The following is a 22,048-nucleotide window of genomic DNA, read 5'->3' as shown; positions in this document are numbered from 1 at the left end:
GTCTTTGACGATTTCGGCTTGTGGGTAGAGAGACTGCATATAGGCGACTTGTCGGGCCAGGTCGTCTCGTTGTTTGCTACTGGAGAGGAGACAATAACAAATAGTGGCACTTCCAGCACTTGCTCCCAGATAGGCTTCGACATCAAAAAGCCAAAGTCCTGCTCTGTTGGGTATAGAGGGAATGCTGCCATTGTCTGCGTACTTCCTTACGTATATCCAAGTCGCTTAACGGCTTCTCTCAAAGGAATATAGCCAATATGAGCAAATGTAAGCTAATATAAGCATATAGTATCATATTAGCTGTCTGTCATCAACCTCTTCCCCAGCTCCTAGACGTAGCATGCTACGTCTCTACATTGCTCCCCTAGCGCCCGCCTTTAATCCCCAATAATTTCCGGTTGAGTCAATTCATCAGACATCTCAATGATTGCCCGCAGAACTGGCTTCATCATTGGATCATCCAGATTTTCAAAATCTTCATAGCGACGGCGCTTTGCCCGATTTGCCACTTGCACCGTAATCCGATAGCGGTTAGAAGCAGCGGTAACTAGCTCCTCAGCCCGGTGCATAATTTGACTCGAATCAAACTGGTAACGCCGATGCAGCATAGATTTTAAGTTCCTAAAGTAGCAAGTTATCAGTCTAGCATTTTTGACCAATAACTCCTTGTGTTAGCGCCGTGGAGCAAAGCTCAGAAATAAAGCGAAGATCAGAAATAACTCCCCTCTCTTCAGACCGGAAAGTCCAAGCTTAGTCCTCATGGTCTTCAAATGGATCACTCAATTCAGCCGAAGGCGGACCAAACGCTGTGTAGATAGAAAAGCCAGTGACGGCGATTAGAATCACAGCGACTGAAATGCTAAGAACTATTGCAGGTTCCATTGTGGATATTATATAAATGAGTCTTCTTCCTCTATAATATTACAGAACATTACAAAACGTGATCGAAATTAATCATAGGTGACCCATGGCACAACAGACGCGGTTAGGAGATATTCTCAAACCCCTGAACTCTGAATATGGTAAAGTAGCTCCCGGTTGGGGAACAACGCCCTTAATGGCAGTGTTCATGCTCTTATTCTTCGTTTTCTTGCTAATTATCTTGCAGCTATACAACTCCTCGCTGTTGCTGGAGAACATCAATGTGGATTGGAGAAGCCTAGGTCAATAGGTCTCTAGGTTTTGAGCGTTCATGGTTCATAGTTCATGGTTCATAGCCATAAACTTTTCTTTAATCAGGTATGAACCATGAATATCCTCTCCCTGTCTGCTTGTCAGTGGGGAGACAATTATCAATGACAAGTTAGACTTTCACATTGGATACACAATAGAAACAGCTATTGGTACATCAGGAGGTTATGAAATGAACGTTTTTGGTATTGGTTTACCGGAAATGGCGCTGATTTTAATCGTGGCGCTATTAGTATTTGGACCGAAAAAGTTACCAGAGATTGGTCAGAGTCTAGGGAAAGCCATTCGCGGTTTTCAAGATGCCTCGAGAGAATTTGAAACGGAATTTAAGCGTGAGGCTCAACAGTTAGAACAAGCGGCGAAAACACCTCCTGCACTGTCTGAAACTCAGCAGCAAGATACTTCTGAAGCTGATTCAACAGATAGCAATAATCATGCCGCTACTCCGTCTCAAGCTAGCTAAAAACTATTTTTTCAGCGAACTTGAAGACAAAGAATTGGTAGATACTAACTGATGTTTCCCTAGCTGTTCTCATTTTTCAGTGTTTAAAGCAAAACGTCAGGACATTGATGTCCTAACGGTGGCACTCACTAAGAATGAAAAAGTAACCAACATCAGATTGGTAAGGGAGGACTCAAAATTCTATCGGTCTGGGGAATCCGGGCGGTTGATGATAGACAAGATGCAAGACTTAACCGTAGGCAGTCTATAATAAAGTAATTCTTGATGAACTAAAAAGCTGACACCATGACATAAGCTTGGTGTCAGTTGTTCATAAAGACCGTTGCCCATTATGTTGCTCAGTGTTGGGTGCTTCAAACTTGTAGCCAACCCCCCGAATCGTTTGGATTAACTTCGGGTCACTCGCATCGATTTCGATCTTTTTGCGAATTTGTCCAATATGAACGTCAACAACTCGTTGGTCTCCAACATAGTCGTATTCCCAAACTTCCTGAATCAATTCAGAACGGCGCAGGACTTGACCCGGGTGAGATGCTAAGAAATGTAACAAATCGAACTCTAGAGCGGTCAAGGGGACAAGTTGCTCGTGAAGGGTCACCTCCCGACGGGTGGGATCAATCGTCAAGTGATTGTAAACGAGACGTTGCTGGTCAGACGGCGTAATTTCTCGCTTACGTCTCAAAATCGCCCCAACTCGGTTTTCGAGTTCCATTAAATCGAAGGGCTTGGTGAGATAATCATCACCACCCTGTTTGAACCCTTGATTTTTGTCATCGGGTTGATCTCGAGACGTGAGGAAGAGGACAAAAACATCATTGATGCTTTGCATTTCCCGGCAAAGGTTGTAGCCAAGGGCATCTGGCAAATTCACATCCAGAATTACTAAGTCTGGGTTGAATTGCTTAAATGTGGCTAGAGCCGTCTTACCATCCTGCGCCGACTCCATTTGATAGTTCTTTGTGCTCAAAAAGCGAATTATTAAATTGCGGATTGCCGGATCGTCGTCCACGACAAGAATTTTGGCGGAGACCATGGTCATAAATTTCCACGGAGAACTAATTTCAGGGATTGATACAAGATGCACACCTATTCACCACTAGGATGTATTGAGCATTTTAGTCAATACTCTTATAGCGTAGCTGGATCAGGAATCAGGGTATAGATTTTTGTGACATCAATGGCGTAATCAGCATTTAAATCAATTATCGCCAGAGAACTCCGGGATGCCAATAGCATCTGGCATCATTACCCAAGTGGGAAAATAGGGCAGCCGCCCAATAGCATAACCGCTTTTGGCAGATCTGGCATCACTTGGGCTTACCTCAAGGAATTTTTCTGCCAAGAGGACTTGTTGGCAAAGAACAGGCTACACTAGCTGGCAAGGGAGTTAGCATGACACTCGGTACATAAACTAGGCTGTTACCCGTTGGGTGCAGCAGGGTTTAGAAAATCGATGTCTATCATAATAACCAGTGTAGAGTCTTACATATACCAGTGAAAAAAGGGATGTCTAGGAGGTTTTGAATGAGCGATCAAAATCCCTACGAAAAACTTGGGGTTACAGAAGACGCTTCCTTTGATGAAATTCAGGATGCTAAAGGACGCTTGATGCAGCAGCATCGCGGCGAACCTAAGCTTGTCGAGTCAGTAGAGGCGGCTTATGATGCGATTATTATGGATCGCCTCAGAATGCGCCAAGAAGGAAAAATCAAGGTTCCAGAACGCATTCGTTTTCCAGAACGGGAAAAAGTGCCACAAACCCCGTTGGGTTTTAGCTCTCCCTCAGCCAATTCCTCTCCGGCTTGGTTGCAAGGACTATTAGATACCCCGACGAGGAGTGATCTAGTTGCCCCCACGGTTGTGTTCTTGGTCTTGATTGGTCTGACTCTGTTTTATCCAGAAGCGTCAATTCTCACCTTTACTGTCGCCTTGGGGTTTGGCGGTACGATTTATTTCCTCAATCGCAAAGAACAACAATTTGGTCGGGCTGTATTGCTGACCCTGGTTGGTTTACTGCTAGGTGTAGCGTTGGGAACCGTTCTGGGAGGAGCATTAGAGTCACTGCTTATGGACATGGGTTTGACCGTTGAGAAATTTGCCTCATTGGTAACCTTTGTCTTGTTCTGGCTGATTAGCAGCTTCCTGCGATGAAAGGGGGGAAGAGGAGAAGCCAAGAGGGTAAATTCCATCGGGATGAATCTCTGCCCATCCTTCACTTCTCCTTCACCTTTTTTCCGCAAGGAGGCTCACGCTGTAATCTTTTGATTCAGCGTTGAGAGCAATTGCTTCTTCACTTCGGAAAGAGGAAATGGTTCGAGGACATAATTTTGGGTAACATTGGGTAACAATGGATAGAGGTGTTCAGCTTTTTTTTCTGTAGCTACCTACCTTCCCTGTTCCCTGTTCACTGTTCCCTGTTCCCTGTTCCCTGTTCCCTGTTCCCTGTTCCCTGTTCCCTGTTCCCTGTTCCCTGTTCCCTCTTTGCCCTAAAAAATACTGATCAACTCTTTTCCATCGGCAAACAACCGCGTTTCATCTGCTCCCGCTCGATCGCCTCAAACAACGCCCGGAAATTCCCCTCACCAAACCCTTTTGCTCCCCATCGCCGTTCGATGAACTCAAAGAAGAAGGTGGGTTCGGCAAAAATGGGTTGGGTAAAGGTTTGCAGTAGCAACGCTTGCGGGGATTGAGCTTGCCAATCCACTAAAATTTGCTGCTGCGCGATCGCATCCCATTGCGCCGTCGAGAAATTATAACCCGGATAGCGATCGAGCAGTTGACTGTAATAACTGCGGGGAACGTTGATGAAGGACATACCCTGACGACGCCGCTGCGCGATCGTACCCACAATATTTCTCGTAGCTATAGCAATATGCTGGACTCCGGCTCCTCCGTTCACATCCAGAAATTCCTGAATTTGAGAATTCGCCGATGTCGGTTCATTAATGGGCAATTGTGTCCCGGTTACTGGATGCACCATAACCTGAGAGGATAAGCCAGATTTCTCAGTCTGGATGGTAAACACCTGTTGCGGTTGGAAATCCAACACCTGCTGATACCACTGAACCGCTTTCGCCAAATCCCCAGCCGCCACATTCAGGACAATGTGATCGATATGGGTAAACGCTTCAGTTGGGGATTGGGGAAGTGTTGAATGTAGAGACGCGCCATGGTGCGTCTGAGGGGTGAATGTTGACCCTTCACTCAGCCAGTCTACCTGTACCGGAAAGCAGAGGATGGGATTAAAGCTATGGCGTTCGACCAAAGTATGAGTCATATCGCCCCATGCAGCGACTTTACCCCACTTTATGCATCCATTCTCATAAACTTGGGTTTGAAGAGGTTGTAAGACCTTAGCGCCGCGTTGGAGCAGCTTTTCCAGGCTCCATTCCAGATCGGCAACCTTAAAGGCAATATCAGCAACACCTGGAGGATGCTGGCGCAGAAACTGGGCAACGGGACTATTAGGCGCGATCGCAGACGACAGGACAAAATAAATAGCACCACTCTTAACCACCGTAGTGCATGTGTGACAACTTGCCCCCGATGCCACAGATTGAAAGCCCATCTTCTCAACAAACCAATCGCGGGAGGCTAGCGCATTTTTAACGTAAAAGTGAATGTGATCGATTCTCATGGCTTATCCCATCCGGCAGCTTACTTGGTTGTCAATTTTGCCGTCTTTTGCGGAATTTCAGCTCATTCTTAAGGGAGAGTCATTTGTCATTTGTCATTCGTCATTTGTCATTCGTCATTTGTCATTTGTCCTTCGTTTGCTCCCTCATCTTCCCTATCTTCTGTTCCCTCCCCTCGCCACAATACTGATTCAGCCAGCCCGAGTTAAAAGAATAGATGGCTTTCCGGCTGGATGTTGATTTCCATTGGTACGGCTTGAGGATCAGCGCTCAGGGCAAACAGAATGGCATTAGCTGCTGTCTCCGGAGTGAGCATCTTTTGGCGATCCACCTTTAAGCTGACATTATCCCAGAAGGGTGAATCGACACCACCAAAGTAAAAGAGGGTAAACTTAATCCCAAAGCGCTTTAATTCATCTGCCATACATTTGCTAAATCCGACAACGCCGAACTTCGAGGCGCAGTACGCCGACGCCATTGCCATAGAATGTTTGCCTAAAATGCCGATGATGTTACAAATGTGACCGGATTTTTGACCCTTCATCACGTCAGCGGCGGCTTGACAGGTATAGAAGCTACCTTTGAGATTTAAGTCCAGCATGGCGTCTAAGTCAGCCGATGTAATTTTGTTGTACTGTTTAAGAACTCCCGCCCCTGCCGCATTGATGAGTACGTCAATTTGACCAAACTTGTCAACCGTCTTCTGCATCAGCGTTTCCACTTGGGCTGGATCGGTGATATCCGTGGGTACATTTAAGACTTGCTCTAGGTTAGCCATGGGGAGTTGGGAGGTCAAAGTGGCTAGGCGATCGCTTTGTCTGGCGGCGAGGACTAATTTGGCTCCCTCTTGGGCTAATTGGTGGGTTACGGCTGATCCAATTCCTCCTGTGGCACCGACGACCACTATAACTTTATCTGGCATATAATTTTACATTTCTTTACATCTTTACCTATGATAGAGCGATTTGTGATTAGTCATTGGTCATTGGTCATTTGTCCTTGGTCCAACGTTACCATCAATAGCAACAAGAACGTTCCCTTAGCCGTTCAACCGGGGCGGGTTTAGTTACATGAGGTTGATGAAGGATAATAGTCAAACCCGCCCCTACATTCAGACAGACGCGCCATGGCGCGTCTCTACTCAAAACTAACTATGCATATTGTGGTCATTGGTAGCGGATTTGGGGGACTCTCGGCGGCGATTCGGTTACAGGCTGGGGGTCATCGGGTGACGATTGTGGAAAAGCGCGATCGCGCCGGGGGGCGTGCGTATGTCTATCAACAGCAGGGGTTTACCTTTGATGGGGGTCCCACGATTATTACCGTGCCACATCTGATTGATGAGTTATTTGCCTTGGCTGGGAAAAAGACTGCCGATTATGTCAAACTTGTCCCCCTTGAACCTTTTTATAACGTCCGCTTTCCCGATGGCTCAGTCTTTCACTACAATAATTCTACCGACTATTTAATTGAACAAATTCGGGCGTTTAATCCGGCTGATGTTGCTGGATATCAACGCTTTGCTAAAGCCGCCAACGCTATTTTTGAGAAAGGATTGCCGTTAATGGAGCAATCGTTTAGTCGCTTCACGGATATGCTAAACGTGGCTCCGGATTTGATTCGCTTACAGACTTATAAATCCGTCGCTGGGTTGGTGAATCAGTACATTCAAGATGAACGATTGCAGCAAGTTTTTAGCTTTCATCCCCTATTAATTGGTGGAAATCCATTTCAGAGTACGGCTATCTACGCCATGATTCACAAGTTAGAACAGGCGTTTGGGATTTGGTTTCCGATGGGAGGAACTGGCGCATTAGTTCAGGCGTTGGTGCAATTGTTTCAGGAACTTGGGGGTCAATTGTTGCTGAATCAATCGGCGACGGAAATTGTGGTGGATGAACGGACGAAACGAGCGACAGGCGTGAGGCTAGAGGGGGGAGAAGTGCTGAAGGCAGATGCGGTGGTAAGTAATGCGGATGTGGCGTTTACGTACTTGAATTTAATTCCCCAGAAAGTTCGCCGCAAATATAATGATCGTCGCGTTAAACGGATGCGCTATTCCATGTCTTTGTTTGTGCTGTATTTTGGTACAGATTGTCAGTATCCAGAGATGGCACACCATGAAATATTGATGGGGACTCGGTATCGGGAATTAATGCGGGATATTTTTGGGCGTCAGCAGCTTGCGGAGGATTTTGCGTTGTACTTACATCATCCGACGGCGACTGATTCATCATTAGCCCCACCTGGGTGTGATAGTTGGTATGTGTTATCGCCAGTTCCAAATTTGAGGAGTCAAACCGATTGGAGGGTAATGGCGAAACCGTATCGGGATCGGATTATTGAGTATTTGGAACGGCATTATTTACCGGATTTGTCTAAGCATATAGTCACCGAACATTATATTGATCCGTTGCATTTTCGCGATACGTTAAATAGTTATTTAGGCAGTGCGTTTTCCGTTGAACCGATTCTCACGCAGTCGGCTTGGTTTCGTCCTCATAATCGGAGTGAGGATATTCCGAATCTCTATTTTGTGGGGGCGGGAACGCATCCGGGTGCGGGATTACCGGGGGTGATGAGTTCGGGAAAAATTGCGGCGCGGTTGATTGAAGAAAGTTATACGGTGCGGGTTTAAATGGGGGTTGCTGAATAAGTTTGGTGGTGGGGGTAGGGAGCTGGGGAAGCTGGGGGAGCTGGGGAAGCTGGGGGAGCTGGGGAAGCTGGGGAAGCTGGGGGAGCTGGGGAAGCTGGGGGAGCAGGGAGAGCTGGGGAAGCTGGGGGAGCTGGGGAAGCTGGGGGAGCCATAGTACATTTTCCCTGATAGCGGTGCAAGGGTATAAAAGGGTTAAACCCTTTTTCCTTGAACAGGAGCAAGTATCAATTCTTGGAAATGGTATATCACATCTAGTCTGAAAACGCTGTAACTGGGGCATCGCGCCTTAAGTCTAGAGAGTCGCCAGGGGGCAATTACCAGCGGAACGCTGCAAGCGGGTGCGATCGCGCTAACCACGAATGGCGGTATTATTAGCATCACCAGTGAGGATGCGATCAGGTTTTCCGGTTCGGGTTTAATGCAAACCCATGGCGGAAACATTATTCTCAGAGGAAGGAAGATTAAGGGGGGTGGGGTTACCCTGAATAGTGGTAACCCCATGGGTGAGGGGGGAGGTCTTCATACTAACGCGAATTCGGGTGACTTGGCAAGGGTAATCTGAATTTGACATTATCACTGCCCTATAAGTGCGGTGATTCCTCACCTTTAAGGGTGGTTGCTGAATAGGGGTTAAACAGGCGAGGCGGGCGCGAGTCATATCAGGGCGGACAAGAGAGGATGATAATAAAACAAGTGCTAAAGCACTGACTACAAACAACAATTAACCAAATGCACCATCAACCAACCCCCTAGTTCCGTCGTCGAGATATTGTTATCGCCTATACCTTGCTGCGAATCGTTTTAGGCATAAACTTTTTTAACCACGGCTTTACTCGTCTGGGTAATATTCCCGGCTTTGCCCAGTCGATGGTTGATTTATTTCAAGATACATTTATTCCCGAACCCTTAGTCAGGGCACCCGCTTTACTGGTGCCAATTGTGGAATTTATTGTCGGATTTCTGGTGACACTGGGATTAGCGACTCAAGCCGCGTTAGTCACCGGGTTTAGCTTAATGATCGTGCTGATGTATGGGGTGACATTACTGCAAAACTGGGATACAGCGACGAGTCAATTGATTTATTGTTTGGTGTTTTTTATCTTAATTGCTGGCAATAGTTTTAATGATGTCTCCATTGACGCATGGTGGCAACGGCGGAAAACGCGATCGCAGCATCTTGATACCTCGGAAACGAATTAAGTAGGTGGACACAATTACAGTTAACGGTGGGGATTGTCCTTTTTCCTGCTCGCTCCCTAAAAGAAGCAAGCTACATCATTTGTTTATGTAAGGGTTCGATGCTTGTTTAAACAAATTAAAACAGTGCCGTTTTCTTTTGTCCGACTACTTATTCCCTGTTCCCTGAAAAAAAGGATTAGTTGGCGAACCCACCCGAAATAGCAGAGTAAAAATATCATCATTCACCACCAAATTATTGCCAAAAGCGTCGCTACCATAATCATAATCCTGATTTTGCCAATTCAGCGAAAGTGTTGGACTATTAGAACTTTCCCCTAGTTTCCACAGCAGACTTGCACCATAGCGCGAACGACTGGAATTTTCATCAATAGGCGCAAAATAAGCAGATAAGCGCAGATTATCTAGGGGACGAATTGTGACATCAGTCAGGAGTTGATCGGCGTAGGAATTGGGGAAAACATCGCCAAAGTATTTAGTTAACCCCCAAGACATGATTCCCCAGTTTAAACGAGCGCTAGCGGTTAAGCGACTGGCGGGAGAAACACTCACCACATCGCCAATCTGGGTTTCCCGATCTAGGGCATAATTAAAGCCTGTCGCTAAAATTAAATTCGCCTGTTCACCTAGGGAAATCCGTTTAGAGACACTGCCCCATAATTGACTATAATAGTCGCGATCTGGGTTAAAATAACCAACACCGCCAGCCCGAAAATTCCAACCGTTATTTGTGTTTCGGGTATAATCAGCACCGAGATACCCCTTCACCTCTTCAGACGCAATAATCCCGGCATAATAGCGAATTACATCCTGAGTTCCGGTAAAGTTTCCGGTGAAGCTCAAGTGAGGATAATACTGGGTTTCTTCCTGATAAATACTCTCACTAATGTAGTTAACATCGGTATTGAAAAAGTCTAAATAAATTTGGGCATAAAAATCCTGTAAATTTGCCGTGGAAAAGGTATTATTGTTAACAGCAGAAACCAGTTCAATATCAGTATCAGCACCTCCTTCCGCACCAGCACGGGCGATTGAGCGCGGCGCACTGGTGGCTTGATAAAAGAGTTCACCTATGGAAAACGTGCGATCAATAACTGGAGAAAGACCGAGCCAAATACTATTATAATTAGCTGTAGGAATTTGACTTAACTCAGTGATGTCAGGAGTTAAGCTTTCAGCGCGTCCAATTCCGGCGGAATAGATAGTAAAACTACTGGCTGGTAAGCGAGTATTATTGGCGGCGAGGAATAAGTTACGATTAATATTTCTATTCGCGGGATTGGTACTACCGTCTAAATCGGGAATGACATCGGGTAAAACCTGAGCGCCGAGTTGCAGTGTGGTATTTACTAGGCGGTTATCGTCGAAGGAAAACATCGTAATGCCGCGAATTGTCCGCCCTAAAACGGCTTCGGTGTCATTGGCTTTAACAATTTGTCGGACTTGGGAAAAGGTTCCGGTTATCGTGTAATCAATGTCTTCTTTTCGCTCTATTTCTGTTTCGTCGCCGTTATTATTTCTGGGAAATGTCCCTAAATTGGGGAAATAAAGGTCTACACCAAGCTCTTGACCATTCGCGCCCCGTTGAAATCCGGGAAGTTGCATCACCGCCAAGGATTCTGGCGTGACAACCTCGCCAACTTGAGAGGTTTGGAAGACGCGAGTTGGAACAAAGAATTGGGGGTCAATACTATTACGATCAATGACTAATCCGGGAGTATAAGTACATTGTTCACCACGGGGAGAGTTGGGTAGAATACAAGCCCCGGTTAAACTCATTTGTAATTCTAACCCGATCATGGTTTGGGGTTCGGTGGTTGTGGTGGTAACGGTGCGTTGGCGGGGAACAGTACGCAGTTGGAAATACCTACCTTTTTGGTCTACGGTATAAATATTGGTTCGACTTAAGCTTTCGATAACTTGACTGTCAACTTTGATTGTGGTATTAAATGTAAAGTCGCTTTCTTGGGTGTCAGCAAAAATTTTTCCAACGCTCAGTTCCCATTCCGTGAGATGAGTAATTGGTGTGTCATTGAGGGGAATGGTGGTGGTTGAAGGATTGATTTGTTCCTGGGGAGCAATTCGCGGTGAATTAATATAATTGGGGTCAGAGGTGGGCGTTGTTTCTGTTTCCGTTGGGTCAGAAGAAGGGACAGGTAAATTATTGGGTTCTCCGTCTAAAGGTGGATGGGTGGGTGTCGGATCAGGGGTTAAAGTAGGCGAAGTGATTTTGAGATCGGCAGCATTTGTAGACCAGTTGAGTGTTTCGGGTACGCTGGGTTCTTCGGGGGTGACGGAAATAGTCGGAGTTGGCGAAGTTGGAGTATTGGGATGAGGATGATTGGCATGATGATCTGAGTGGGGATGGGAAAGAGTCGGTGTTAGTGCTGAGGTTGAGTAAGGCAGACTAACAACCGATAAACTGACGATAAGAGTGTTATTGAGTGCGGTTTTCAGGTTTTGAGAGGGGAAGGTTTTTGGGGAGGAAAAGACAATCATGACAAGGAGCAAGCAAAATCAGGGTGGAAGTAATGAGGTCTTGGAGATGAAAATCCCTGGTTTTCTGCGTTGAGTTGGGGTAGGAATGGGGGGTAGATGGTTTAATCGCGAGGCGGGTTGAGTTGTGGGGTGAAGACAGCAATAAAGGAAAGGAAATAGGTGCGTTAATCGGGGTTAACGCACCTGGGAAGTTGAGAGTTGGTTAGAGGAGAAGCTAGACTGTTAAGCGATAGTGAAATCAGCTTCAGTAATCAGTGTCGAATCAGTTCTCAACAACGTGACTAAGGTTTCTTCACCGAAGCTAATTTGAGTAGAACTGCCACGTTCGACAATATCTAGCTGTCCGAAACTGAGACCACCGTCTAATTGGAGCAAGTCTACGCCATTTTCAAAGTCGTAGATGGTATCTGTACCCATTCCTGATGCTAGGACAAAGGTGTCGATTCCGGCGTTACCATAGAGGCGATCGCTACCTTCTCCGCCATTGATTAGGTCATCGCCAGCACCACCGTAGAGGATGTCGTTACCCATATCGCCGAGGAGGATATCATTACCATTGTCACCATAGAGGCGATCGCTTCCTTCACCGCCATAAAGGGTGTCAATACCGTCGCCACCGTAGACGATATCGTTACCTGCATCGCCAAGGAGGGTGTCGTTGCCATTATCACCGTAGAGGCGATCGCTGCCATTGCCACCTAGGAGATAATCGTTATCATCGCCACCGTAGACGATATCGTTACCGTCACCACCTTGTATAGTATCGTTACCTGCGTTACCGTAAAGGCGATCGCTGCCTTCTAAACCATTGATTTGATCCGCGCTAGCAGTACCCCGGAGAATATCGGCGTTGGGTGTACCGTAGATGGTTTCGTCGATGTCGTTAACATTAATAATTAACGTCTCTTCGTAACTCTCTCCTCCAGCGTCAGTAGTGCGAACTCGGATGTTGTAACTCGACTTGGTTTCAAAGTCGGGGGAAGGATTAATTTGCAGTTGGTCACCGTCAATGGTGAAGGCGCTGTTATCGGTATCTCCCGTCCCGGAAACTAAACTGTAAGTAAAGGTATCGCCTGCGTCAGAGTCAGTGCTGCTGAAAGTGCCGACAGCACTACCCGCAGCGATATTTTCATTGATAGTTTTGTTGCTGAGATTCAGAGCAGTTGGTGCATCGTTGACATCGTTAATGTTTACTACCAACGACTGTTCGTAACTCTCTCCACCTTGGTCGGTAGTGCGAACTCGAATGCTGTAGCTATCTTTGGTTTCAAAGTCGAGGGAAGTATTGATTTGCAGTTGGTTGCCGTCAATGGTGAAGGCGCTGTTATCGGTAGCTCCCGTCCCGGAAACTAAACTGTAAATAAAGGTATCACCCGTATCGGGGTCGGTGCTGTTGAACGTGCCAACGACGGTGTTAGCTGCAACATTTTCGTCGATGCTGTTGTTGCTGAGATTGAGGTCAGTGGGGGCTTGGTTAACGTTGCCGCCACTTAGAAGATTGGAAAACTGTAACGAGATGGTAGATAATGCAGGAATAGTAACTGTGTAATCAACAAAAAGGTTGTCACGGATGAAGTTAGCGCCTAAGTTAGCATTGGTGCGCGTAACACCTGCTGCGTTGGGACTGAAGTAGTGAGTGATGGTTGGATCGCCTAATTCAGGCGCAGTGTAATCATCGGTGACTACCCAGCTATCGCTGGCATCCAAGATAGTATCACCACTGCTTGTTCCTTTAATAAAGGTAGAACCATCAGAACCAAGATTGCCCCCCCATCTGACAGGAACTGTAATCTCATTCGCAGTCGGGTTTGTCAAAGAGTAAACACCTTGCAGGATGGGATCGACTTGATTGGCTATGTATTGGGCAGTAACATTCAATCCAGACAGTGTTTGTGATGCTGTAGTGAAAGTCTGCCCTGTTGGTGTTCCACTGCCAGGAGAAAACGTCTGTCCATTGACGGTGAATCGGAAGAAGCCGTCATAGGCATCACTTTGGGAACCGAGTGTACCTTCCAATATGCCACTACCATTGTTGTGGTAATCCCAAACTGCCCCTGCTCCTGTCAGAGTTCCCAGAATTGCGGAATAATTCTTTAGGGTTGCTGGTTCAAAGGCTAAGGTAGCAACTGCTTTAGCTGTTGTTACTTCTAGTTCCCAGTTTCCACCCTTAGCAGCACTACCCGTCATAGTCTTAGAAGCAGCAATGTCTGCCCCAGTCAAAGCCTGTAACTTCTCAATAAATTCTTCTCCCGCATCGCCAGCCGCAACGTTACAACCATACAGTAAAAGATTCGCAACATCCCACTGTTGCAGTTGAGTCGCATAGCGGTTGAGAGTATCTAAACTCAGTTGGCTATTCCCCAAATACAAGCAACCAGGCGCACCGTGGGAAACAATATGTACTGCGCCAACATCCTGACGCTGTTGTAAAACTTGGCTAATTTGCTCAATGCCATCAGCCTCTCTATCTAAGACAAATACTTCAGCGCTGGGAATAACCCCATCAACTAATTGCTGGTAATTATCAACACCAGCATCAACAAAAACAACTGTGGCGACTTGATGGGAAGGTGTTAGGGTGGAATGTGCGATTGATTTCATGTCAGGGTTTCCGTTTGATCATTGAATTGTGGACAAAAAATCCCCCGTCCTGAGGATCTCTCCTTTACTCGGTAGGGAGAGAGTCGGTGAGATCCTCAAGTAATTTCTGAGAGGGAATAAAATTGATTAACTTGTCAGGTAAGCTGACTCGCTAACAACTTGCAGCAGTTTTAGGGAGCGGGAGAAGTCTCAACAGGAGCCGTAACCACCGATTCACCACTTGCAGTACCAATTTCGATGCTGAATCCTTCAGTGAAGCTATTTCCTTGCGAATCTCCAAGTGCAGGATCTTCACCTCCTGAGATGGAAGCCATAGACGGATCACCAATTGCGTTAGTAGAAATTACGCCAGCACTACCTAAAGAGAATGCTGAGTTCTGTACGTCTGGTGTTCCCCCCCCGGCGTAGTTAAACGCCGCTGCAGCAGCATCTTGTTTACCAACAGCAGCCGAGACAGCCACGCCAGTCACATCAGTCCCTTCCACAGTGAAAGCCGCAGCACCCGCGACACCCCCTTCACCCGCACGAGCGATAGACGTGAAACCAACAAGACTAACAGCAGTAGCAGCAAGAGCAACGGAAGCTTTAACAGTTTGGAATTTCATGGAATATTTTCTCTCAAAAAACAAGGACAACAGTTGATGAAAAACAGAACTCATAGTTTGCCAACGCCTTATTTACGGAGTGAGAAACTCATGGCGTTCTGTATGTGATAGATCCCCCAGTGACCAAGCTAGAAAACAGGAGCAGAATTCAGGAGTAAGCCAACCTCTAGTTCCCAAGCCGTCCGAAAAGATGGCTGATAGTTTTAGGCAGGTTATCACTCCTGAGCTTCAATCTAACTCTTGATTGATTCAAAAGCTGACTTCACCTTCTGGCTTTCTGCCTTCTTGTCTCTATCATTACCTGTATTTTTGTAAATGTCAGTCGGCAAAGTCCGGATTTTAAGTCAGACAAGTCGAATTTTAAATTAATGCAATATTGTTGAATCGATACCAGTCGTGAAAAACGAATGAATTGTGAAGACGCGATAAACTTTGTAGTCGCAATAGTTAAATCCAAAACAGGTAAAACCCTTACACCGCTACAAAAAGGCATCCTCAAAGCATCTTGGCTTAATCAGAAGTACAGCACAATTGCTGAAAAATTCTACTTAAGTGAAGGTGCTGTCAAGGATGCAGCTTATCGTTTATGGAAATTTATATCAGAAGTTTTCGGCGAGAAAATCACGAAGAGCAGCTTTAAGAACATTATCGAGATCCAAGGTTTATCCTCTGCTAATATTCTTCATAAAAATAGTGCTAATACCAAAGAAAATCCAAGCAACGCCACTATCTTAATCGTTGATGATTTTATTGACAACCTCAAGGTTTTATCCGTTTTATTAAATAAAAAAGGCTATGGGGTTCAAACAGTAACCAATGGCAGAACGGTATTGAACCTAGTCCGCACGAATCCCCCCGATCTAATTCTGTTGGATATCAAGATGCCGGAAATGAATGGGTACGAAGTGTGTGAGGCACTCAAACTTGATGAAGCCACCCGCGACATTCCCGTGATTTTCTTAAGTGCGTCCGATGAAATATTTGATAAAGCAAAAGCCTTCCAGGTTGGCGGATTTGACTATATAACCAAACCTTTTGATCTCACAGAAGTGATTTTTCGCATTGAAAACCAACTGTCAATTAAACAAGAAAAAGCTTTCCTGCAAGAGAAAATTAAACAAGGTCAACAAGCCGAAGAAGTTCTCCAGCAATCCCACGCCTTGCTTACCAGTGTCTTGAATTCTTGTCAGGAGGGTATTGCGGCAATGCAAGCGGTTCGGGAATCGACAACCGGAGAAATTGTAGATTTTCAATGTGTGGTTGTCAATAGGGTGATGGCTCAATTCCTCGGTGGCAAAAAAGAATATCGGACAGGCAAGTTTAGCTTTAAAAAATTCCTTGAACAATATGACCCGTCTCTGTTTGATAAGTTTGTGCGGGTGGTGGAAACCGGAGATCCAATGGAATGTAATTTTTGTTATCAGCAGGATAAAACTCAAAGCTGGCATCACGTTAGCGCCGTAAGATTAGGGGATGGTTTTTCAATGACACTCTATGATGTTACTCAACGAAATGGGCGTTCGACAAGCCGTAAATTGATGAATTGTTCCGTTCAAATGCTGGATTAAATTACAAATTCATTTAATTTCCGGTAAGAAAAAAAAGGGGCGGGTTTAGTCAAGTTATCAGTTTGTGCCACAACGTTATAGCGCTTTACCAGCGTGTGAGGTACACCTAAATGTAGGGGCAATGTAGGGGCGCAAAGCTTGCGCCCTTAACGATGTATCGCATCAAACCGGAAATTGCATTGCTATATCAGTAAAACCCGCCCCTACACCTCGGCTTTCCACCAATGCAAGCCTTGCACGCCTATAGACGCCCTTATCTGTGTTTCTTCCCGATTCAGCAGAACAGGCATCGGATGTTTGACCAATGACAAAGGACAAATCTGCTGTAGACTATCTCTAGCCCAACTGTAATTGCCCAAGTTAGCGTGTTCAGCCCATCCAGTTCTGACCAATCTCCTTCCCCTAAATCTTTGCCCAATCAACGATGGCAAATTTCCTCCGCTAACCCAGAAAAAGCCAACCAACTCGCCCAAGGGACAGGATTGTCACCCCTGCTGGGTCAAGTGTTACTTAATCGAGGATTCGACACCGTAGATCAAGCTATGGTCTATTTATATCCAGAATCCCAGGCGATGCCCACCCCGCTTGATGAATTTCCCGACTTGGCGATTAGTGTGGAGATGCTCAAAGAAGCGATCGCAGAAAATGAGAAAATAGCGATTTGTGGTGACTATGATGCTGATGGCATGACCAGTACCGCCTTGTTACTCCGGGCATTACGATGGTTAGGGGCGGATGTGGAGTATGGGATTCCCAGCCGGATGAAAGAGGGGTATGGGATTAATACTCGGATTGTGGAAGAATTCGCCAATGAAGGCGTGGGGATAATTCTGACTGTAGATAATGGGATTGCAGCACACGACGCGATCGCCCGCGCTGTAGAATTGGGTCTAATGGTTATTATTACCGATCATCACGACCTTCCCCCCGAACTCCCCAACGCCGATGCGATTCTCAACCCGAAACAGTTGCCTGAATCCTCCCCCTATCGCAGTTTAGCTGGTGTCGGTGTCGCCTATATATTAGCGGTTACCCTCGCCCAAGACTTAGGTCAACTCCAGGGACTCACTAGCCAACTCCTAGAACTCTTCACCCTGGGTACGATTGCAGATCTCGCCCCCTTAACGGATATTAACCGCCGTTGGTTAAAACGAGGCTTGCAACGCTTACCTAAATCTCAACTAGCGGGAATTCAGGCTTTAATTCAAATGTCAGGCGTCAGTGAAGACCAAATCGCCCTGAAACCAGAAGATATCGGCTTTAAACTTGGACCGAGAATTAACGCCGTGGGACGTTTGGCTGATCCGCAAATCGTGATTGAACTCCTCACCACCAGCGATGCGGGAATCGCCTTAGAACGGGCGATGCAATGCGAACAAATTAACCAAAAACGTCAACACCTGTGCGCGGAAATCGAGGAAGACGCGATCGCACTAATTGAAAAAGAGGAGTTAAACTGGCAACAGCAGCGCGTTCTCGTCTTGGTGCAACCGGGTTGGCATCATGGTGTAATTGGCATTGTGGCGTCGCGCCTGGTGGAACGGTATGGTGTCCCGGTATTTATTGGTACTTACGAAGACGAAAATCAGGAACACATTCGCGGTTCTGCACGAGGAATTCCGGAATTTCATGTCTTTGAAGCCCTGCAATTTTGCCATGATTTATTAGGGAAATTTGGCGGACACCAAGCAGCAGGAGGCTTTACATTACCCAGTGAAAATTTAACCGCGTTTCAAACTCAACTGAGTCATTTTGCCCATCAATGTTTAGAAACTGAACATTTGAAGCCCTTAGTCGCTATAGACACCGAGGCTAATTTCAATCAAATTACTCATAATCTTTACCAACAAATTGACCGACTGCATCCTTGCGGGATTGGCAATCCTGACCCAATCTTCTGGACACCTAATGTGCGCGTGGTGGAACAAAGACTCGTGGGAAAAGGGCATCTAAAGCTTACCCTGTCTGGATTTGACGGAACCAAGCAACTGAATGCGATCGCGTGGCGTTGGGGTGAATACTTCCCTCTACCTTCTAATGTAGATATTGCCTATAAACTTAAAGATAATGCCTGGAATGGAACTGTGACGATTGAATTAGAGTTAGTCGGCATTCGGGTGAGTGAATCAGCCCCATCAGCGATTAAAAAAGCTGAATTTTATCACAATGAACGCCGCTATACCTGTAGTTTATGGGAATCGTTAAACGAGTTGCGAATTAGGAATTCTGAAGGCAAAGTTCTGGTAATTCAAAAAGGACAGCGTACCGGACTTTTAGGCTTCAAGCGGGATGATGCGAAACAGGTAGATGTTACCCAGCCTCACTATTATCAGTTAATTAAAGCCGCGACTCGTGCTTTAAAGTTGTGATTCGTCATTGGTCATTGGTCATTGGTCATTGGTCATTGGTCATTTGTCATTTAGTCGGGGCGGGTTTAGTGAGATTTGGGTGCAACAGAAACGATAGTTGTCAAACCCGCCCCTACAACTGTCATCATATTGCTTCCCTATCTCCCTAATCTCCCAGACGTGCCATGGCACGTCTCTACACAGCTTCCCCGGCTTCAACGCATCAGGGAGCGAGATGCTCCCACTACAGACGGCTACAGGTCTCCCCTAAACGCAGCCAGCAGAAAAATAACCACAGGACCAGCAATCACAATCGCCGCCAGCACGGTAAGCTGGGCAATCAGTTCCCAGTTGATATTCCCGATAAAACTTAAATCCATCTATCCTCCCGATTAACCTAATTTCAATGGTGTCGTTAAAAATTGCCGATTAGATTTTACTGGGTAATTGCCCAGTTTTTTTAATCAAATTAACAAAACTATACAAAACGTAACAAAAATGTCATTTGTTCTGTGTCATCTGTCCTTGCCTATCCGACAGAGGAAAACCCGTTATCCTAGAGATCAATCGCTCGATGGTGAAATGCAATGGCAACTTGGCGTTGTGTAAAGCAATGTGGTGCGTGCTGTCATCTAGACCCAACCGAACGCCCTGGATTAGAAACCTATCTGACACCAGAGGAGTTAGACCAGTATTTGAGTATGGTGGGGGAAGACGGATGGTGTGTCAATTTTGATCATCAGACTCGTGAATGTCGCATTTATGCCCATCGCCCTCGCTTCTGTCGGGTGGAGGCGGATACCTTTCAACAGATGTATGGGATTGAACCGGAGGAGTTAAACGATTTTGCGATCGACTGTTGTCGAGATCATATCGCGGATCTCTACGGCGATCGCAGTTTGGAGATGCTACGCTTTGACCGGGAAGTGGGGATATAAGTAGGGGCTGCTGAATAAGTCTTGTGGTGGGGGGAGGGAACAGGGAACAGGCAACAGGCAACAGTTTCAAGCCTCTGTTGAGGTGAAATTCGGCGCAAAAGTCAGCGAAAATCCCAGGATATTGGCGTGTAAAGGTGTAAAAACCTTGCACTTGTTGGGGCGGAAAATGGATTGAAACCCTTACCTGGCTTACCTTCCACACTCGTGCAGCAAGCCCTAAGTAGGTGAGGACAATTAAAGTTAACGGTGGGGAGCGTTATTTGTCATTTGTCATTTGTCATTTGTCATTTGTCATTTGTCATTTGTCAGTCAGTAGTGGCGTAGCACACCTGAATTGGTGAATTAGAATTGTAGGGGCGCATGGCGTGCGCCCAATTTCACCGCAAAATCTATTCCACAATTTTAGCTGGGTCAGTTATCTTATGAATGAAACAAAGGATTACCTGAAACTGAATCCCCCTCCTAGAATACAAACAAGAGCAAGAGTAAGAAACCAATACAAAAAATCAAACTCAGCCATCCCCACACATAGTTATCTCTAAGCTCAGAATCATAATTATTGGTTATAAAATAATTAGTTTTCGACGGGTATTTTAGCATAGGTTTGTGATTTTGAAACGACAGATTTTGCAGCGCCGATAAAGCCATACGTGCTGTTTGAAAACGCTTTTCTGGAGCCGGTTGGATCAGCTTTTCAATCCAATTTGCCAGTTCAGGATGAATTCCCTTAGCTCGATGCTTAAACTGAATCTGCATTCGCTGCTGGGGCAATTCAGTCGGCGGGATATGGGTTACCAAATGAATCAGAGTAGCACCTAATGCATAAAGATCAGAGGCTGGCACCGCTTTTCCCCATAACTGTTCTGGGGGTACATAGCCACTGGTTCCCACGACGGTGAACGTGACTCCCTCAGCTTTGGCTTTGTCTTGAACAGCACCAAAATCGACCAGATAGATGTGATTATCTTTTCCCAGAATCAGATTACTTGGTTTGATATCACGGTGGATAATTGGCGGACTGAGTTCGTGCAAATAAATTAATATCTTGAGAATTTCCACGGCAAAATTATAAACTTCTTGCCATACAAAATATGTGTTCTTGTTTAAAAGTTGCTGTAGAGATAATCCCTGAATATAGTTCTGTACCAACCCCAGCCAGCGTAATCCAGAACCCTCAGTCGCATCTACAGAGAAATAATCGAGATACTTAGGAATCCTGGGATGATTGATACTTTTTAACACTTGGGCTTCTCGTTCAAACAGCTTAAATTCATCCCACTGCAGCTGAGGATTAAACGCCAGGAGTTTGACAATCACTGGTTTAAGTGGAGATACTTTTATATCAGTCGCTAACCAGGTTTGACGCCCCAGGTTTTCTCCTATTTTTTTATTAAGTTTATAGCGTCTTTTTAGTATATTTTGTTGTCGCATAATCCTTCGTTTTTTACTGTTAAGATAAAGGAGTCAATTCAACCACCAGGTTTCTAGTGTTTTTTGTATCCATTTACACTCATTGATATTTAAGCAATTTATGGTCAAATTGTAGGTTGGTATATTTCCACACTTAACTTTAATATAAATTTGATTTTCTAATGCATCAATTCCAATTTCTTTTATAGTTGATTTTAGCGCATTTTTTTTAGAGGAATAACAGTTGTTGTATTTACTAACATATTGGTGATAAAAAACCATTCTGTATCGATCACATTCAATTAAATATTCGTCGCCAATTTTATTTATAGATTGTATGTCTTGAAAAATGCTTTTGACAGCACTTAATATATATTTTGAAGATCGAAAATATAGAAAAGGGATAATCAATATATTGGTCAATGACAATCCAAAAATAGCAGCTATCAACTCCCTGTTATATGTTAGCATGAATTCTGACCCAACCTCTAGAATTCTCAAGAAAATACAAAACTCTATAAATCCCATTGCTAAACTTAGAGGTATTAGCAAAAGAAGCCATCCCACGATAGGCATAAATTTTCTTGAAAATGCAATCATATATTTTTGGTTAAATATCTGCTTGGAGGGAATATAAATACTAATTTTATTGGCAGATTTATTAATTTTTATTTTTGTATCAGAAGGACGTTTGATTATATCTAGATGCTTGATTTTATCTTGGCAAATACGAATAGAGCTGTTATCTTTGAGAGCGTTAAGGGCTTGGAAAGCGGTCTGAAATCTCAGTTCTAAATCAGGTTCACTCAGGGCTTCAATCCAGTTAAGGAACTGAGAATTAATACTCACCTTGTCACGAAATTGAATCCGTAACTCACGCTGGGGTAAGTCAGCCGGGGAAATCCCGGTTAATAAATGAATCAAACTTGCCCCTAAC

At 45.3% G+C, this 22,048-nt stretch carries 21 protein-coding genes and 1 pseudogene; 9 read left to right on the top strand and 13 right to left on the bottom strand.

What is annotated here, in order from left to right:
- The 3 genes from RIC07_RS28585 to psbN all read right to left on the bottom strand — a co-directional run.
- The coding region (locus RIC07_RS28585) for a hypothetical protein (RefSeq protein WP_446397470.1) at window positions 1–191 on the bottom strand (191 nt) is incomplete at its 3' end.
- A gap of 186 nt (window positions 192–377) precedes the next feature.
- Window positions 378–608, bottom strand: a complete 231-nt coding sequence (locus RIC07_RS28580; protein WP_006099459.1) for a DNA-directed RNA polymerase subunit omega — start codon at window positions 606–608, stop codon at window positions 378–380.
- Between the two features lie 142 nt (window positions 609–750).
- On the bottom strand, window positions 751–882 hold the full coding sequence (gene psbN / locus RIC07_RS28575) for a photosystem II reaction center protein PsbN (protein ID WP_006099531.1): 132 nt from the start codon (window positions 880–882) through the stop codon (window positions 751–753).
- Between the two features lie 85 nt (window positions 883–967).
- Here psbN and psbH point away from each other — a divergent pair, with 85 nt between their 5' ends.
- Entirely contained in the window at window positions 968–1,171 is a 204-nt protein-coding gene (psbH, locus tag RIC07_RS28570; protein ID WP_193877901.1) for a photosystem II reaction center phosphoprotein PsbH, read from the top strand.
- 192 nt (window positions 1,172–1,363) lie between these two features.
- The gene (locus tag RIC07_RS28565; RefSeq protein ID WP_446383966.1) at window positions 1,364–1,654 is read left to right on the top strand and encodes a TatA/E family twin arginine-targeting protein translocase; all 291 of its coding nucleotides are present in this window, start codon (window positions 1,364–1,366) and stop codon (window positions 1,652–1,654) included.
- Between the two features lie 310 nt (window positions 1,655–1,964).
- Here RIC07_RS28565 and RIC07_RS28560 read toward each other — a convergent pair whose 3' ends face one another.
- Entirely contained in the window at window positions 1,965–2,693 is a 729-nt protein-coding gene (locus RIC07_RS28560) for a response regulator transcription factor (protein ID WP_446383964.1), read from the bottom strand.
- Window positions 2,694–3,178: 485 nt separating this feature from the next.
- On the opposite strand from RIC07_RS28560, the gene RIC07_RS28555 reads away from it, so the two are divergent.
- On the top strand, window positions 3,179–3,805 hold the full coding sequence (locus RIC07_RS28555) for a CPP1-like family protein (RefSeq protein WP_446383960.1): 627 nt from the start codon (window positions 3,179–3,181) through the stop codon (window positions 3,803–3,805).
- Between the two features lie 349 nt (window positions 3,806–4,154).
- On the opposite strand, the gene hppD is transcribed toward RIC07_RS28555, so the two are convergent.
- Together hppD and RIC07_RS28545 are read right to left on the bottom strand one after the other, a co-directional pair.
- Complete coding sequence (gene hppD / locus RIC07_RS28550; protein ID WP_446397469.1) at window positions 4,155–5,291, bottom strand: 4-hydroxyphenylpyruvate dioxygenase; 1,137 nt, start codon at window positions 5,289–5,291, stop codon at window positions 4,155–4,157.
- 203 nt (window positions 5,292–5,494) lie between these two features.
- Window positions 5,495–6,211: an SDR family oxidoreductase gene (locus RIC07_RS28545; protein ID WP_446397468.1), complete on the bottom strand. Its 717-nt coding sequence runs from the start codon at window positions 6,209–6,211 to the stop codon at window positions 5,495–5,497.
- A gap of 231 nt (window positions 6,212–6,442) precedes the next feature.
- Between RIC07_RS28545 and RIC07_RS28540 the strand changes: the two genes are divergently transcribed.
- The gene (locus tag RIC07_RS28540) at window positions 6,443–7,927 is read left to right on the top strand and encodes a phytoene desaturase (RefSeq protein WP_446397471.1); all 1,485 of its coding nucleotides are present in this window, start codon (window positions 6,443–6,445) and stop codon (window positions 7,925–7,927) included.
- An 804-nt stretch (window positions 7,928–8,731) separates the two neighbouring features.
- The gene (locus RIC07_RS28535) at window positions 8,732–9,145 is read left to right on the top strand and encodes a DoxX family protein (RefSeq protein WP_446397467.1); all 414 of its coding nucleotides are present in this window, start codon (window positions 8,732–8,734) and stop codon (window positions 9,143–9,145) included.
- A gap of 144 nt (window positions 9,146–9,289) precedes the next feature.
- On the opposite strand, the gene RIC07_RS28530 is transcribed toward RIC07_RS28535, so the two are convergent.
- The 3 genes from RIC07_RS28530 to RIC07_RS28520 form a co-directional block, all read right to left on the bottom strand.
- A complete protein-coding gene (locus tag RIC07_RS28530; protein ID WP_446397466.1) occupies window positions 9,290–11,641 on the bottom strand; it encodes a hypothetical protein in 2,352 nt (783 codons plus the stop codon).
- A gap of 222 nt (window positions 11,642–11,863) precedes the next feature.
- Entirely contained in the window at window positions 11,864–14,242 is a 2,379-nt protein-coding gene (locus RIC07_RS28525; RefSeq protein ID WP_446397465.1) for a DUF4347 domain-containing protein, read from the bottom strand.
- A 170-nt stretch (window positions 14,243–14,412) separates the two neighbouring features.
- Entirely contained in the window at window positions 14,413–14,901 is a 489-nt protein-coding gene (locus tag RIC07_RS28520; RefSeq protein WP_446397464.1) for a hypothetical protein, read from the bottom strand.
- A gap of 353 nt (window positions 14,902–15,254) precedes the next feature.
- On the opposite strand from RIC07_RS28520, the gene RIC07_RS28515 reads away from it, so the two are divergent.
- Window positions 15,255–16,415, top strand: a complete 1,161-nt coding sequence (locus RIC07_RS28515) for a response regulator (protein WP_446397463.1) — start codon at window positions 15,255–15,257, stop codon at window positions 16,413–16,415.
- A 203-nt stretch (window positions 16,416–16,618) separates the two neighbouring features.
- On the opposite strand, the gene RIC07_RS28510 is transcribed toward RIC07_RS28515, so the two are convergent.
- On the bottom strand, window positions 16,619–16,807 hold the full coding sequence (locus RIC07_RS28510) for a hypothetical protein (protein ID WP_446397462.1): 189 nt from the start codon (window positions 16,805–16,807) through the stop codon (window positions 16,619–16,621).
- A gap of 18 nt (window positions 16,808–16,825) precedes the next feature.
- Between RIC07_RS28510 and recJ the strand changes: the two genes are divergently transcribed.
- Together recJ and RIC07_RS28500 are read left to right on the top strand one after the other, a co-directional pair.
- Window positions 16,826–18,784: a single-stranded-DNA-specific exonuclease RecJ gene (gene recJ, locus RIC07_RS28505; RefSeq protein ID WP_446397461.1), complete on the top strand. Its 1,959-nt coding sequence runs from the start codon at window positions 16,826–16,828 to the stop codon at window positions 18,782–18,784.
- Window positions 18,781–18,933, top strand: coding sequence for a hypothetical protein (locus RIC07_RS28500; protein ID WP_446397460.1), 153 nt, complete (start codon window positions 18,781–18,783; stop codon window positions 18,931–18,933). The genes recJ and RIC07_RS28500 overlap by 4 nt, the downstream gene beginning before the upstream one ends.
- An 84-nt stretch (window positions 18,934–19,017) precedes the next feature.
- Here RIC07_RS28500 and psb30 read toward each other — a convergent pair whose 3' ends face one another.
- On the bottom strand, window positions 19,018–19,143 hold the full coding sequence (psb30, locus tag RIC07_RS28495; RefSeq protein ID WP_006099423.1) for a photosystem II reaction center protein Ycf12/Psb30: 126 nt from the start codon (window positions 19,141–19,143) through the stop codon (window positions 19,018–19,020).
- A gap of 207 nt (window positions 19,144–19,350) precedes the next feature.
- On the opposite strand from psb30, the gene RIC07_RS28490 reads away from it, so the two are divergent.
- Entirely contained in the window at window positions 19,351–19,701 is a 351-nt protein-coding gene (locus RIC07_RS28490) for a YkgJ family cysteine cluster protein (RefSeq protein ID WP_446397459.1), read from the top strand.
- Window positions 19,702–20,163: 462 nt separating this feature from the next.
- On the opposite strand, the gene RIC07_RS28485 is transcribed toward RIC07_RS28490, so the two are convergent.
- Together RIC07_RS28485 and RIC07_RS28480 are read right to left on the bottom strand one after the other, a co-directional pair.
- Entirely contained in the window at window positions 20,164–21,132 is a 969-nt protein-coding gene (locus RIC07_RS28485; RefSeq protein ID WP_446397458.1) for a serine/threonine protein kinase, read from the bottom strand.
- Window positions 21,133–21,165: 33 nt separating this feature from the next.
- Window positions 21,166–22,048 (bottom strand): annotated as a pseudogene (locus RIC07_RS28480) (hypothetical protein); the annotation flags it as partial.

This window comes from Coleofasciculus sp. E1-EBD-02 (genome assembly GCF_040218245.1).
In the GTDB taxonomy this organism is placed as follows: Bacteria; Cyanobacteriota; Cyanobacteriia; order Cyanobacteriales; family Coleofasciculaceae; genus Coleofasciculus.
Note: the sequence above shows the minus strand (reverse complement) of the source record. Positions and strands in the feature narration are given on the sequence as shown.

What these genes read in the sequence shown, in the direction of transcription:
- RIC07_RS28580 (WP_006099459.1), bottom strand. Translation starts at nt 608, where the DNA reads ATGCTGCATCGGCGTTACCAGTTTGATTCGAGTCAAATTATGCACCGG.
- psbN (WP_006099531.1), bottom strand. Translation starts at nt 882, where the DNA reads ATGGAACCTGCAATAGTTCTTAGCATTTCAGTCGCTGTGATTCTAATC.
- psbH (WP_193877901.1), top strand. Translation starts at nt 968, where the DNA reads ATGGCACAACAGACGCGGTTAGGAGATATTCTCAAACCCCTGAACTCT.
- RIC07_RS28565 (WP_446383966.1), top strand. Translation starts at nt 1,364, where the DNA reads ATGAACGTTTTTGGTATTGGTTTACCGGAAATGGCGCTGATTTTAATC.
- RIC07_RS28560 (WP_446383964.1), bottom strand. Translation starts at nt 2,693, where the DNA reads ATGACCATGGTCTCCGCCAAAATTCTTGTCGTGGACGACGATCCGGCA.
- RIC07_RS28555 (WP_446383960.1), top strand. Translation starts at nt 3,179, where the DNA reads ATGAGCGATCAAAATCCCTACGAAAAACTTGGGGTTACAGAAGACGCT.
- hppD (WP_446397469.1), bottom strand. Translation starts at nt 5,291, where the DNA reads ATGAGAATCGATCACATTCACTTTTACGTTAAAAATGCGCTAGCCTCC.
- RIC07_RS28545 (WP_446397468.1), bottom strand. Translation starts at nt 6,211, where the DNA reads ATGCCAGATAAAGTTATAGTGGTCGTCGGTGCCACAGGAGGAATTGGA.
- RIC07_RS28540 (WP_446397471.1), top strand. Translation starts at nt 6,443, where the DNA reads ATGCATATTGTGGTCATTGGTAGCGGATTTGGGGGACTCTCGGCGGCG.
- RIC07_RS28530 (WP_446397466.1), bottom strand. Translation starts at nt 11,641, where the DNA reads ATGATTGTCTTTTCCTCCCCAAAAACCTTCCCCTCTCAAAACCTGAAA.
- RIC07_RS28525 (WP_446397465.1), bottom strand. Translation starts at nt 14,242, where the DNA reads ATGAAATCAATCGCACATTCCACCCTAACACCTTCCCATCAAGTCGCC.
- RIC07_RS28520 (WP_446397464.1), bottom strand. Translation starts at nt 14,901, where the DNA reads ATGAGTTCTGTTTTTCATCAACTGTTGTCCTTGTTTTTTGAGAGAAAA.
- RIC07_RS28515 (WP_446397463.1), top strand. Translation starts at nt 15,255, where the DNA reads ATGAATTGTGAAGACGCGATAAACTTTGTAGTCGCAATAGTTAAATCC.
- psb30 (WP_006099423.1), bottom strand. Translation starts at nt 19,143, where the DNA reads ATGGATTTAAGTTTTATCGGGAATATCAACTGGGAACTGATTGCCCAG.
- RIC07_RS28490 (WP_446397459.1), top strand. Translation starts at nt 19,351, where the DNA reads ATGGCAACTTGGCGTTGTGTAAAGCAATGTGGTGCGTGCTGTCATCTA.
- RIC07_RS28485 (WP_446397458.1), bottom strand. Translation starts at nt 21,132, where the DNA reads ATGCGACAACAAAATATACTAAAAAGACGCTATAAACTTAATAAAAAA.